The organism is Rhodococcus sp. WS3, from assembly GCF_003797085.1.
GTDB lineage: Bacteria > Actinomycetota > Actinomycetes > Mycobacteriales > Mycobacteriaceae > Rhodococcus_F > Rhodococcus_F globerula.
Genome location: NZ_RKMA01000002.1, coordinates 1,240,425 through 1,253,666, shown reverse-complemented (window position 1 = coordinate 1,253,666; position 13,242 = coordinate 1,240,425). Strand labels below are relative to the sequence as shown.

Below are 13,242 nucleotides of genomic sequence, written 5' to 3'. Positions count from 1 at the left end.
CAGGGGCTATGTGAGAGTGACGCATCACTCGGGTAACTCGTGCCGCTGATGTAACACAGATTTAACGTGGCTTGCTTACTCTCGCGTGCATGGATCGCCAAAAAGAATTCGTGCTTCGTACCCTGGAAGAGCGCGACATTCGGTTCGTCCGCTTGTGGTTCACCGACGTTCTCGGTTACCTCAAATCGGTGGCGATCGCCCCCGCGGAACTCGAAGGTGCCTTCGAAGAGGGAATCGGATTCGACGGTTCCGCCATCGAGGGATTCGCCCGAGTGTCCGAAGCGGACACCGTTGCCCGCCCTGATGCGTCGACTTTCCAGATCCTGCCGTGGGCGCACAAGGACGGCGCGCAGCATTCGGCTCGCATGTTCTGCGACATCACCAACCCGGACGGTTCGCCCTCGTGGGCTGACCCGAGGCACGTGCTGCGTCGTCAGCTGAGCAAGGCCAGCGACCTGGGCTTCAGTTGCTACGTGCATCCCGAGATCGAGTTCTTCCTCCTCGAGAACGGTCCGTTGGACGGCACTCCGCCGATCCCGGCCGATTCCGGTGGCTACTTCGATCAGGCCGTGCACGATTCGGCTCCCAACTTCCGTCGTCACGCGATCGACGCTCTCGAGTCCATGGGGATCTCGGTCGAGTTCAGTCATCACGAGGCCGCTCCCGGGCAGCAGGAGATCGATCTCCGCTACGCCGACGCGTTGTCAATGGCCGACAACGTGATGACGTTCCGGTACGTCGTCAAAGAGGTTGCGATCGGCGAAGGCGTGCGGGCGAGCTTCATGCCCAAGCCGTTCAGCGATCAGGCCGGTTCTGCGATGCACACGCACATGAGCTTGTTCGAAGGTGACACGAACGCGTTCCACAACCCGGACGATCCGATGCAGCTCTCGGAGACCGGCAAGGCATTCATCGCCGGCATTCTCGAGCACGCCAACGAGATCAGTGCCGTCACGAACCAGTGGGTCAACTCCTACAAGCGCCTGGTCCACGGCGGCGAGGCTCCGACGGCAGCGTCGTGGGGACCGTCCAACCGCTCGGCGCTGATCCGCGTGCCGATGTACACGCCGAACAAAGCGTCGTCGCGTCGTGTCGAGATCCGCAGCCCAGATTCGGCATGCAACCCGTACCTGACGTTTGCGGTGCTGCTCGCGGCCGGTCTGCGCGGCATCGAGAAGGGCTATACCCTGCCTCCCGAGGCCGAGGACGACGTGTGGTCGTTGACCTCCGCCGAGCGTCGCGCCATGGGGTACAAGGAATTGCCGAGCAACCTCGACGGTGCTCTGCGCGAGATGGAGAAGTCGGAGTTGGTTGCCGAGGCTCTCGGCGAGCACGTTTTCGACTTCTTCCTGCGGAACAAGCGGCGTGAATGGGAGGAATACCGCAGCCACGTGACGCCGTTCGAGCTCAAGACCTACCTCGGCCTGTGATGGTCAAGCCGCCGTCCGCACGATCCGTGGTACCCGGGCCGGGCCGGCTCGGGTTGGTCGAGAACACCGCAGCCGACGAGCTTCGCCAACTCGGCTGGGTGGACTCGGAGAGCATCGAACTCCTGTGGTCACTCTCGCGTTCCGCCAACGCCGATCTTGCGTTGCGCACATTGGTGCGCATCAAGGATTCGCTGGGCGACGGATGGAGTGACCTCGACGACGCGCTGCGTAAGGACAAGAGCCTGCGCGGACGGCTGCTCGGGCTGATCGGAGCGTCGGCGGCATTCGGTGATCACATCGTTGCCGATCCGTCCGCGTGGCGCATTCTCGACGGCGCATCGCTGCCTACCAAGGCCGCCGCCACCACGGCGCTGCTCGGGGCCGTCGGCGCAACGTTGGACGAGGGCGCAACCCGAGGCTCGCAGACGTACCGTGCTGCGATGACCGGTCCGGACGCAGTTGTTGCGCTTCGGAAGTCGTACAAGGATCAGCTGATGTTGCTGGCCGCGTGCGATTTGGCGGCCACCGTCGAAAACGAACCCGTGGTTCCTTATCAGACCATCGGGCATCAGCTCTCGGATCTGGCCGACGCGGCACTGACTGCGGCTCTGTCGGTAGCGATCGCCACCGTGTGCCCCGAAGGCACGTGCCCCATCCGCCTTGCGGTTATCGCGATGGGCAAATGTGGTGCGCGCGAACTGAACTACGTGTCCGACGTCGACGTCGTGTTTGTTGCCGAACCGGCCGACGCCACTGCCTCTCGCGTAGCGGGCGAGTTGATGAGGATCGGCACGTCCGCGTTCTTCGAAGTGGACGCTGCACTCCGCCCCGAGGGTAAGCGCGGCGAACTGGTGCGCTCACTCGATTCCCACATCGCGTACTACAAGCGGTGGGCCAAGACGTGGGAGTTCCAGGCTCTTCTGAAGGCCCGTCCGATGACGGGGGACATGGAACTCGGGCGTCAGTACGCCGAGGCCATGAGCCCGATGGTCTGGACGGCGTCCGAACGTGAGGACTTCGTTCCCGAAGTGCAGGCCATGCGCCGACGCGTCGAGGAAATGGTTCCGCCCGAGATGCGAGAGCGCGAGCTCAAACTCGGTCGCGGAAGTTTGCGAGACGTCGAATTTGCCGTCCAGCTCCTGCAATTGGTGCACGGCCGCGCCGATGACACTCTGCACGTGCAGAGCACAGTCGATGCGCTGACAGCGCTGGCCGCCGGTGGCTACGTCGGTCGAGACGACGCCGCGAACCTCACGGCGTCCTATGAATTCCTGCGTCTCCTCGAGCATCGTCTGCAGTTGCAGAAGCTCAAGCGCACCCACACGTTGCCGCCGCCGGACGACGACGAGGCGTTGCGCTGGCTGGCCCGCGCCGCGCACATGCGTCCCGACGGCCGCCTCGACGCGCTCGGGGTGTTGCGTGCCGAGATCAAACGGAACTCCCATCGAATCCGCCGGTTGCACGCCAAGCTGTTCTACCGTCCGCTGCTCGAGTCTGTTGCGCGGATGGACAAGGAATCGTTGGCGCTGGGGCCGGAAGCTGCCGTTCGCCAGTTGGCGGCGTTGGGATACACCGCCCCCGAGAATGCTCTCGGGCACCTCACGGCCTTGACAGCCGGAGCGTCCCGCAAGGGCCGGATCCAGGCGCTGCTCTTGCCGACGCTACTCGAATGTCTTGCCGACACACCGGATCCCGACGCCGGACTGTTGGCGTACCGACGCTTGTCCGACGCACTGGTCGATCAGACCTGGTTCCTTCGGTTGCTTCGCGACGAGGCTGCCGTCGCCGAACGTCTGATGACGGTGCTTGGCTCTTCCGCGTACTTGCCGGATCTGCTGATCAAGGCACCAGACGTCATTCGTCTGTATGCGGATTCGCCGAGTGGCCCGCGTCTGATCGAACCGGTACCCGAGGACGTCTCGCGCGGTATTCTCACCGCCTCAGCGCGGCACAGTGACCCCAATCGCGCTGTCGCAGCGGCACGTTCGTTGCGTCGCCACGAGTTGGCGCGCATCGCGTCGGCCGACATTCTGGGAATGCTCGACGTTCCGGCGGTGTGCAAGGCACTGTCGTCGGTGTGGGCCGCGGTACTCAACGCGTCGCTGTCCGCCGTGATCAAGGCCAGTGTTGCCGAACTGGGAACGCCCGCCCCTGCGGCGTTCTCCGTGATCGGCATGGGCCGACTCGGCGGCGGCGAACTGGGATACGGCTCCGACGCCGACGTTCTGTTCGTGTGCGAGCCCGTCGAGGGCGTCGACGAGACCGTTGCGGTCAAGTGGGCCAACAGCATTGCGGACAAGGTGCGCAAGCTTCTCGGTGCACCGAGCACGGATCCGCCGCTCGAGGTGGATACGGGACTGCGCCCCGAGGGACGCAACGGCCCCATGGTCCGCACCCTCGAATCGTACGACGCCTACTACGCAAAATGGGCGCAGGCGTGGGAGATTCAGGCACTGCTTCGCGCCCACCCGGTAGCCGGTGATCCCGATCTGGGACTGCGGTTCCTGCACATGATCGACAAGACCCGTTATCCAGAGGGCGGCGTCAGCGAAACGGCGGTTCGCGAGATTCGCCGAATCAAGGCTCGCGTCGATTCCGAACGTCTCCCTCGTGGAGCCGACCCCGCGACACACACCAAGCTGGGTCGCGGCGGACTGGCCGATATCGAGTGGACCGTGCAGCTGATCCAGCTGCGTCACGCCGACAAGATCGCGTCGTTGCACAACACATCGACGCTGGAAACGCTGGACGCGATCGGTGCAGCCGAGTTGCTCAGTGAATCCGACGTGGAGTTGCTGCGCGATGCGTGGATCACGGCGACCAAGGCCCGCAATTGCCTTGTGCTGGTTCGCGGAAAGCCGACCGATCAACTGCCAGGACCGGGACGCGTCCTGTCCGCCGTGGCGCAGGTTGCGGGATACGGAGATGACTCGGGGGAGTTCCTCGACAACTATCTCCGCATCACGCGACGGGCAAAAGCTGTGGTGGAACGGGTGTTCGGCGGAGAGTAACGCCGACTTCAGTCTTCTCGGACGGATGCCGAGGCCGCAAACTTGCGGACCTCGGCGTCTCCCCACACATGTGCGGGAACTCCGCCGCCCAGGAGTTCACGGGCAAGGGCAGGCGACTGTGCGATCGGAACGTCGCTACCCGCGATGATCATGTTTCCGTAGCGCCTGCCCTTGAGCATTGCGGGATCGGCGATGATGGCCAGGTGCTCGAACTGCGCACCGATAGTTGCGGCTTCGGCGCGCGCGCCCTGCAGGTCCGGGGTGTCGCCGCAGTTGACGAGGTAAATCCCGCCCGGCGCAAGGACGCGTCGTACGTGTGTGGTGAACTGCGCCGTGGTCAGTGGAACCGGAGTTGTGCTGCCCGCAAAGACATCTCGGATGATGATGTCCCGCGTCGAATCGGTGAGAGTTTCCGTGACCGCGCGCGCTTCGCCGACGCGGATGCGGAGCAGTGGTGCACGCGGCAGATCGAACCAGTCGCGAACCAATTCGGCTAATGCGCCGTCGATTTCGACAACAACCTGACGGGCGTCGGGGTACGTCGCGCAGATGTACCGAGCCATCGAACAGGCGCCGCCGCCGAGGTGCAGGACGCGCAGACGCTCTTTCGGATCGCGTTCCGAATCGACCAGGTGGGCGATCCAGCGCATGTACTCGAAGTCCAAGGTCTTCGGGTCGGCCAGATCGATGTGTGAGCTGGGAACACCGTTGATCTGCAGAATCCACCCCGTGTCCGAGTACTGATCACGAACAAGTTCACACGTGCCGGTGTCGATGGGGAAGACGCCGGGAACAGGTCCGTCGTCTCGGCGGTCGGGGGTGGTGCTGCGAGTCTTGGTCTTGCGCGTTCCTTTGGCCACTGCACCCACTCTAGGCGCTTGTGTTCTAGTGGCAGGTTCCGAGTTGCGTGCCCTGCTCGGTGCCGTATCGGTGACCGTGACCCGCGGGGACGTCGAGGGAGGCGAGCATGTCGACGCTGGTCTGAAGGAAACTGACCACCGGAATCCACTGCGGCATCGGGGCGTCCTGGACCGCGCGGCTCAGGTCTGGTGGCGTCGTCGCGAGGGCCGGCGACCACCACACCACAGGATCGGAGGTGTTGGCCAGAACGGTTGTCCCGTCCACTCGGGTAGCGCCGGCGGGCGGTCCGGCCCAGAGGACGGCGCACAACTGCGTCGGAAGGGCCTCGGCCAGGGCAGCGCTGCCGCCCACGGCGCCAAGACTCTGGCCGTAGAGATAGAGGTCGGGGCGTTCGGTGGCGGGAAGTTCCGCGATGCGGGTGGCGACCGCGGTCAGCATTGCCTGCGCCGATTCCTCGGCATCGGAGCGTTGGAACAGAAATGCAGCCCAACTCGGTGCGGCGGAGTACTGCTGACCGACGATCGCGACGTCACTGCCGAATCGCTGCTCGATACCGTCGACGGCCCGAGTGTCGATCCACCCCGAACCGGTGGGGACGGCCACAACGACGGCGCTGCGAGCAAATCCGCCGACGCGGTCGAGTTCGGCCACCGCATGGTCGGCCCGCGATCCTGCGTCCGGTCCGGAGTCGAGATCGGCGTAGACACGCACCGAATCGGTCCCGGAGGCAAGGAACTTCAGCCCTTCCACTGACTGCGCCGACGCGGTGGCGATGCTGCCGAAAGCCAGCTGAAGTCCGAAGGCGCAGATCGCTGCTATGCCGATGGTGCGGGCAAAACCCAGGCGGTGCAGTACTTTCCGAATGCCCGACGCCACTGTGGTCAGGATCAGTACGGTCAGTGCAGCGATGCAGATGACTTCGATCCAGTAGCGAATTCCGACCGGCGGCGCCCCCATTGCAACGCGGAGCGAGTTCTGCCAGCCGTTGGCAGACGTAGCGAACAGTGCAACAACGGCGGTGGCAACGACCGCAGTTCGGGTGCGCCAGGATCGAGTGTCGAACCGTTCCGATCGTGTCCGCAGCGGCAGTGCGTGCCATGCAGTCGTCAGTGCCCAAGCAACAAAGATTCCCACCGCCATGAGCACACCGCTGAAGAGTCCTTGCAGTACGGCGGTTCTCGGCAACAGGCCGGGTGCCAGAGATACTGCGGCCATCGAACCCGTGGCTACCGTTGCCGAGATGCGGGGGAGCGGGACCGCTGCGATCCGGGAGAGCACCGACGGTTGGACGGTATCGAGAACGCTCATGCTGCAACGGCTTTCTGCGTGTAGGCGCCGGCCACGGCAGGTCGCCGTGACCGAAGGAAGGTGAGTCCGAGTGCGGAGAGGCCGAGCACACCAGCGGCGGCGTATCCGAACCCGGATTCCTGAACCGGCGTCAGGTAGTTCTGACGCCACGAATTCCCGTTCACGGCAGTGGTTGCGATGTCGGCCATGGCAAAGCAGTAGGACCGCGACGCCCGGGATTCCCTCGTGTCACAGGCATCGTGCATTCGCTGGTCGAGTTGGCCGTCGAGCGCTTGCCGTGCCCATGGGCCGAGCTCGTCGCCGTGGAACTGTGCGTAGCGGAGCAGGTCGTAGCCAAGATCGTGGGCCTTGCAGGCGGAGTCGAACTCGTCGGGAAGGGGAACGGGGGACGAGCAGGCACCGTTCGGATTGGCGAGGTGACCGGCGACGATGACGGGTTCGTAGCCTGAGAACGCGGCAAAGTCGCGCGGCACGCTTGGTGCGGCATCAGAGCTGGTGACCGCTGCAACGGCCTGTGCGGCAAGGTGATTCTCCGGCGCTGCCGCTTGCACGTCGCGAGGCGCGGCACTGATGGTGACCGTCGCCGCTGCGACAACACTCAGCGCTGCCCAGGTTGCGCTACGCTGTGTCGCCCAGATAGCGCTGCGCTGGGGCAGCGTCGTTGCTCGTGTGATTCGCATGCAGTTGACGCTATGAACGGCGGGTGCACCTGAGCATCGCTCCGCAGAGTGGTTTGTCTGTGCGCTGGGGTGAGAGGAACCCTGGATCACTGATACTGCGGAGTTAGGGGTTTCTCACTCCGCAGTATGACGACTTTCGAGGGTTCGCTTTCTAGGCTGGACAGGTGATGAAGGCAGGAAAGATGAAAGTGGCGCAGGCGAGTGTGACCCGCGCGTCGCGGCGGTTGACCGGTGATCAGTTCGCGAACGTAGCTGTAGTTGTCGTGACGTTGATTCTCTTTACGGTCGCCTGGCCGACGTTGCACCTGACGCATGCGGTGTCACCGCCGATTCAGCCGTTCGTGGCTGCGTTGGCCGCGTTTCCCTTTGTCCTGATCCGAATCAATCCCGCTCTGGGATGGGCTGTTTCCGCGATCTCGGCGTTGGTGATTCCACACGTATTCGATCTCGTGCCCGGGTACGAATATCCCTGGCAGGTCGTTCACATCATGGTGATCATGGCTCTGCTTGCCGCGGTCAGTCTCACTGCTGCGGTACCGGTGGTGGGGGTTGCGTGGATCTCGACGGTCCTGTTGTTCTTTGCCGAGACACCGGGCCAGGACGGTGCCGGGTGGGCGGTGGGTCTGACCGCGCTGGTGGTTTTTTGCTTCCTGATTCGGTGGCTTGTTCTTTCACGTCGTGCGTTGGCGAAGCAGGAAGAGGTAAATGAAGTCGAACGTGCCCGCCGAACCGTGTTGGAAGAGAAGGCCCGGATAGCCCGCGAGCTGCACGACATTGTCGCCCACCACATGTCGATGGTGGTGGTGCAGGCGCAGAGTGCGCCGTACCGACTCGGCGACGTGACGCCCGAGATCCGCGCCGAGTTCGATTCGATCGGTGACACGGGGCGCGCTGCGCTCAACGAGATTCGCGGGTTGCTGGGTGTACTGCGCAGCGACGCCGAAGCCACCCAGGTCGCACCGCAACCGGGAGCGCTGCAACTCGACGAGCTACTGGCAGGCAGTGCCCGCGCGGGAATTCCGTTGGTATGGAACGTGGATGGTGATCGAACACGCGTGTCGGCGTCCACCGGTCTTGTCGTGTATCGCATCGTGCAGGAATCGATCACCAATGCCGTCCGGCATGCACCGGGTAGCCCCATCGAGGTGTCCGTCGAGTTCGGCCAAGCGTCCACGCAGGTTCGGGTGGTGAACGGACCGCCGGCGGGTGGCGGTGTCCCGACTTCCAGTGTCGCCAAGTCTTCGGATGCCGCCGGTGGCAATGGAATCCGCGGGATGGTCGAGCGTGCGTCCGCCGTCGGCGGAATGGTTGACACGCAACTGCTGGCGGGCGGCGGGTTCGAGGTCCGCGCTGTATTGCCGACGGTCGCCGCCTAGGCTGTCGGAGTGCCCATCACAGTATTCATCGCCGACGATCAGGCAATGGTCAGACAGGGATTCGGAGCCCTGCTCGCCGCGCAACCCGATATCAGCGTCATCGGAGATGCCCCCGACGGCAGGGTTGCGGTTGCCGAAGTAGCGCGCCTGCGCCCCGACGTCGTGTTGATGGACGTGCGGATGCCGGAGATGAACGGCCTCGATGCAGCGCGCCAGATTCTGGCAACGGGTGGGGAGCCACCGGTTCGGGTCCTCATGCTCACGACTTTCGACATCGATGACTACGTCTACGAGGCTCTGCGGATCGGTGCGAGTGGTTTCATGCTCAAGGACGCCGCCGCCGAGGAACTGATTCGGGCGGTGCGCGTCGTCGCCGAAGGACATGCATTGCTGGCTCCGACCGTGACACGGCGGTTGATCGAGGAAGTGACGAGTAGGAGAACACCCACGCGGGTTCGTTCCAGCGCTCTCGACATGTTGACGCCACGCGAGCGTGAAGTGCTGGAACTGATCGCACGAGGGCTGTCGAACATCGAAATTGCCGAGCACCTGTTTGTCGCGGAACAGACCGTGAAGACACACGTCGGCAAGGTTCTCTCGAAACTGGACCTGCGAGATCGAGCACAAGCGGTTGTCGTTGCATACGAAAGTGGACTTGTCACACCGGGATGATTGCCGGGCTTGATCTGAAAAGTGACAATCCTGCGCCACCGCGCCTGCTGGGGGAAGATGGACAGCAGATCCTGCAATCACCCAACTGTTGAGAGGTGCTTTTTACAATGCGAATCGGAGTCCTCACAGGTGGCGGCGATTGCCCAGGGTTGAACGCGGTTATCCGTGCGGTGGTTCGCACGTCGGACGGGCGGTACGGCAGTACCGTCGTCGGCTTCCGTGACGGCTGGCGTGGTCTGCTCGAAGATCGCAAGGTTCCCCTCGCGGCCGACGACCGCATCAATCGCATCCTCACGCGCGGCGGAACCATTCTGGGAACCGCACGCGTCAACCCCGACAAACTGCGGGCCGGACTCGATCAGATCAAACAAACTCTCGACGACAACGGAATCGATGTCCTGATCCCGATCGGCGGTGAAGGCACACTCACCGCGGCCAGTTGGCTCGCGGAGAGCGGTGTTCCGGTGATCGGAGTGCCCAAGACCATCGACAACGACATCGACTGCACCGACGTCACATTCGGTTTCGACACAGCGCTGGCCGTTGCCACCGACGCGATCGACCGCCTCCACACCACAGCGGAATCGCACCAGCGCGTCATGCTCGTCGAGGTCATGGGTCGACATGCCGGCTGGATCGCACTGCAGGCCGGATTGGCGTCCGGTGCTCACCTGACGTTGGTTCCGGAGCAGCCGTTCGACGTCGACGAAGTGTGCGCCATGGTCAAGAAGCGTTTCCAGCGTGGTGATTCTCACTTCATCTGCGTAGTTGCCGAAGGCGCGATGCCCGATCCCGCTTCCATGACTTTGCGTGAAGGCGGCATCGACGAGTTCGGACACAAGATCTTCACCGGCGTCGCGCAGCAGTTGGGCAACGAAATCGAGCGCCGTATCGGCAAGGAAGTCCGGACGACGGTTCTCGGCCATATCCAGCGTGGTGGCACCCCGACGCCGCACGACCGGATACTCGCCACCCGCTTCGGCGTCCACGCCACCGACGCAGCTCATCGCGGTGATTTCGGCCAGATGGTGGCCCTGCACGGTACGTCCATCGACCTGGTTCCTCTCGCCGAGGCAACCCGCAAGCTCAAGACCGTGCCCAAGGAGCGTTACGAGGAGGCAGCCGCATTCTTCGGCTGAGCGTCCGGCGCATAAACTAGTCACCATGACTGCTGTCGATGCGCCCGACATCCTCGATTACGACGAAGTGCTGACCAAGTACGAGCCTGTGATGGGTATGGAGGTGCACGTAGAACTCGGCACCGCTACCAAGATGTTCTGCCCGTGCCCCACCGAGTTCGGTGCCGAACCCAATACCCAGGTCTGCCCGGTCTGTCTGGGCCTGCCAGGTTCATTGCCAGTGGTGAACGCTGCTGCTGTCGAATCCGCGATCCGGATCGGTCTTGCGCTCAACTGCTCCATCACACCGTGGGGTCGATTCGCGCGCAAGAACTACTTCTACCCGGATCAGCCCAAGAACTACCAGATCTCCCAGTACGACGAGCCGATCGCAACCGAGGGCTACCTCGACGTGGTCCTCGACGACGGCACTACGTGGCGCGTCGAGATCGAGCGCGCCCACATGGAAGAGGACACCGGTAAGTCCCTTCACGTGGGTGGCGCTACCGGTCGTATCCACGGTGCCAGCCATTCGCTGCTCGACTACAACCGTGCGGGTGTTCCCTTGGTGGAGATCGTCACCAAGACCATCCACGGTGCCGGTGAGCGCGCCCCCGAGGTCGCTCGCGCGTACGTCACGGCGCTTCGTGATCTGCTGAAGTCCCTCGACGTCTCCGACGTCCGCATGGACCAGGGTTCGATGCGCTGCGACGCCAACATCTCGCTGATGCCGATCGGTTCCACCGAACTGGGGACCCGCACCGAGACCAAGAACGTCAACTCCCTCAAGAGCGTCGAGGTCGCAGTCCGCTACGAGATGCGTCGTCAGGCGGCAGTGCTCGACGCCGGTATCGAGGTCATCCAGGAGACGCGTCACTTCCAGGAAGCCGACGGCACCACCTCCGCTGGTCGACGTAAGGAAACTGCGGAAGACTACCGCTACTTCCCGGAACCCGACCTCGAGCCCGTTGCCCCCAGCGCCGAGTGGGTCGAAGAACTGCGCGCCACTTTGCCCGAGCTGCCCTGGATCCGCCGTGCGCGGATCCAGAAGGACTGGGGAATCTCCGACGAGGTCATGCGTGACCTCGTCAATGCCGGTGCCATCGACCTGGTCATCGCCACCACCGAAGCCGGTGCTTCGCCAGAAGCCGCCCGATCCTGGTGGTTGTCGTACCTGTCACAGCAGGCCAACACTCGCGGAGTTGAACTCGGCGCACTGCCGATCACGCCGTCCCAGGTCGCGCAGGTTGTTGCTCTCATCGACAGCGGCAAGCTCAACAACAAGGTCGCCCGTCAGGTCGTGGACCATGTCCTCGACGGTGAGGGTGATCCCGAGCAGGTTCTGGCGGCACATCCCGAATTGGTTGTCGAGCGTGACGAGACCAAGCTCAAGGCTGCTGTCGACGAGGCACTCGCTGCCAACCCCGATATCGCAGACAAGATCCGCAGCGGCAAGGTGCAGGCCGCCGGAAAGATTGTCGGTGACGTCATGAAGGCCACCCGCGGCCAGGCTGACGCCGCACGGGTGAAGGAACTTGTTCTGGAGGCGTGCAGCTAGTCTGTCGCACACTCGAGTACTGAGCACTGATGCCCAGCCGAATCGAATTCGGCTGGGCATCAGTGGTTTACCGCTGTCGATCTACAAGCCAGGGACCACAACCGCGCGGCCGCTGAGCGTTCCGGCGGCCAAGCGTCGATACGCTTCCGCTCCGTTGTCGAGACTGAAGGTCTCGACCGCGATGTCGAAAATGCCGGCGTGCGCGAGGTCGATCAATTCGATCAACTCGTTGCGGGCGCCCCAGTACGGAACTGTCACCGAAGCCTCGTAAGGACTTTGGAAGAATCCAACTTTGGCGTGCGCCTGGCTGTCGCCGATCCCGACGATCGTGACGTCCGATCCGACGCCGGCAACCGCCATCGCGGTGTCGATGGTGGGCTGATAGCCGACGAAGTCGAGAACCAGTGCGGCGCCCTGACTTCCGGTGATCTTGCGGACGTTCTCGGCCGCGTTCTTGTCGGACAGGACAACTTCGTGAGCGCCCACCTTGGTTGCCAGTTCGAGCTTGTCCGCGCTCACGTCCAGTGCGATAACGGTAGCCGCCGAGAGGTGGCGGAGGAGTTGAATGGCAACGTGGCCGAGGCCGCCGGTTCCGATGACAATGGCGTACGAGCCTCCGCGAAGTTTTGGCAGGGACCGTTTGATCGCGTGATACGGCGTCAAGCCTGCGTCGGTCAACGGCACTGTCTTGACCGGGTCGAGGTCACCGATCGGGACAAGGTGGCGAGGAGAGTCGACGATCATGAACTCGGCCAGCGCGCCGGGGGCGCCCAGTCCGGGAGGGCGAATACCGAGTTCCTCTGCGCGAGAACAGTAGTTTTCGAGTCCCTGTGAGCAGTGCCAGCAATTTCCGCAGCCCCACGGGCCGTAGACCACGACGTTGGTTCCGATGTCGAGACCTTCGACGCCGTCGCCAACCGCTGCGACACGGCCGGCACCTTCGTGGCCGAGTGTGAGCGGCAGGCCGTAACTGTACTGCTCTTCCGGCAGGCTCATGATGAAGTCGTCCGAGTGGCAGACGCCGGCTGCGGTTACTTCCAGGAGCACTTCACCTGGACCAGGTTCGGGTTTGGGAATCTCCGTGAGTTCGGGTTCAGCGCCGATTCTCGTGTACTGGATTGCCTTCATTCCGACTCCTTTGTCCCGACTGCGTTGTCGTGGTTGGTCAACGGGCCCTGGCAGCGTGGTGATTAGTCCCGCTAACAAAAGGGTACGCGTCAGCGCATGT

Annotated in this window: 10 protein-coding genes; 6 read left to right on the top strand and 4 right to left on the bottom strand. The window is 63.6% G+C overall.

Annotated features, from left to right (window positions below; all coding sequences use genetic code 11):
- Nucleotides 1–89: 89 nt before the first annotated feature.
- Together EEB13_RS19795 and EEB13_RS19790 are read left to right on the top strand one after the other, a co-directional pair.
- Nucleotides 90–1,430: a glutamine synthetase family protein gene (locus tag EEB13_RS19795; RefSeq protein ID WP_033233146.1), complete on the top strand. Its 1,341-nt coding sequence runs from the start codon at nucleotides 90–92 to the stop codon at nucleotides 1,428–1,430.
- On the top strand, nucleotides 1,430–4,441 hold the full coding sequence (locus tag EEB13_RS19790; protein WP_095885950.1) for a bifunctional [glutamine synthetase] adenylyltransferase/[glutamine synthetase]-adenylyl-L-tyrosine phosphorylase: 3,012 nt from the start codon (nucleotides 1,430–1,432) through the stop codon (nucleotides 4,439–4,441). The genes EEB13_RS19795 and EEB13_RS19790 overlap by 1 nt, the downstream gene beginning before the upstream one ends.
- A gap of 8 nt (nucleotides 4,442–4,449) precedes the next feature.
- On the opposite strand, the gene EEB13_RS19785 is transcribed toward EEB13_RS19790, so the two are convergent.
- From EEB13_RS19785 to EEB13_RS19775, 3 genes are read right to left on the bottom strand one after another with little or no spacing between them, the layout of a single operon-like run.
- The gene (locus tag EEB13_RS19785; RefSeq protein WP_033233197.1) at nucleotides 4,450–5,301 is read right to left on the bottom strand and encodes a spermidine synthase; all 852 of its coding nucleotides are present in this window, start codon (nucleotides 5,299–5,301) and stop codon (nucleotides 4,450–4,452) included.
- A gap of 25 nt (nucleotides 5,302–5,326) precedes the next feature.
- Nucleotides 5,327–6,610, bottom strand: coding sequence for an alpha/beta-hydrolase family protein (locus EEB13_RS19780; RefSeq protein WP_116103081.1), 1,284 nt, complete (start codon nucleotides 6,608–6,610; stop codon nucleotides 5,327–5,329).
- Nucleotides 6,607–7,290: a hypothetical protein gene (locus EEB13_RS19775; protein WP_261984597.1), complete on the bottom strand. Its 684-nt coding sequence runs from the start codon at nucleotides 7,288–7,290 to the stop codon at nucleotides 6,607–6,609. Before EEB13_RS19775 ends, EEB13_RS19780 begins: the two co-directional genes overlap by 4 nt.
- Before the next feature lie 167 nt (nucleotides 7,291–7,457).
- Between EEB13_RS19775 and EEB13_RS19770 the strand changes: the two genes are divergently transcribed.
- From EEB13_RS19770 to gatB, 4 genes are all read left to right on the top strand, one after another.
- Nucleotides 7,458–8,666, top strand: coding sequence for a sensor histidine kinase (locus tag EEB13_RS19770; RefSeq protein ID WP_116103083.1), 1,209 nt, complete (start codon nucleotides 7,458–7,460; stop codon nucleotides 8,664–8,666).
- A 9-nt stretch (nucleotides 8,667–8,675) separates the two neighbouring features.
- A complete protein-coding gene (locus EEB13_RS19765) occupies nucleotides 8,676–9,338 on the top strand; it encodes a response regulator (RefSeq protein WP_141486093.1) in 663 nt (220 codons plus the stop codon).
- Between the two features lie 107 nt (nucleotides 9,339–9,445).
- Complete coding sequence (locus EEB13_RS19760) at nucleotides 9,446–10,477, top strand: ATP-dependent 6-phosphofructokinase (protein WP_033233152.1); 1,032 nt, start codon at nucleotides 9,446–9,448, stop codon at nucleotides 10,475–10,477.
- Between the two features lie 25 nt (nucleotides 10,478–10,502).
- Entirely contained in the window at nucleotides 10,503–12,014 is a 1,512-nt protein-coding gene (gene gatB / locus EEB13_RS19755) for an Asp-tRNA(Asn)/Glu-tRNA(Gln) amidotransferase subunit GatB (RefSeq protein WP_092808609.1), read from the top strand.
- A gap of 81 nt (nucleotides 12,015–12,095) precedes the next feature.
- Here gatB and EEB13_RS19750 read toward each other — a convergent pair whose 3' ends face one another.
- On the bottom strand, nucleotides 12,096–13,142 hold the full coding sequence (locus EEB13_RS19750; RefSeq protein ID WP_033233154.1) for an NAD(P)-dependent alcohol dehydrogenase: 1,047 nt from the start codon (nucleotides 13,140–13,142) through the stop codon (nucleotides 12,096–12,098).
- Nucleotides 13,143–13,242 lie beyond the last annotated feature (100 nt).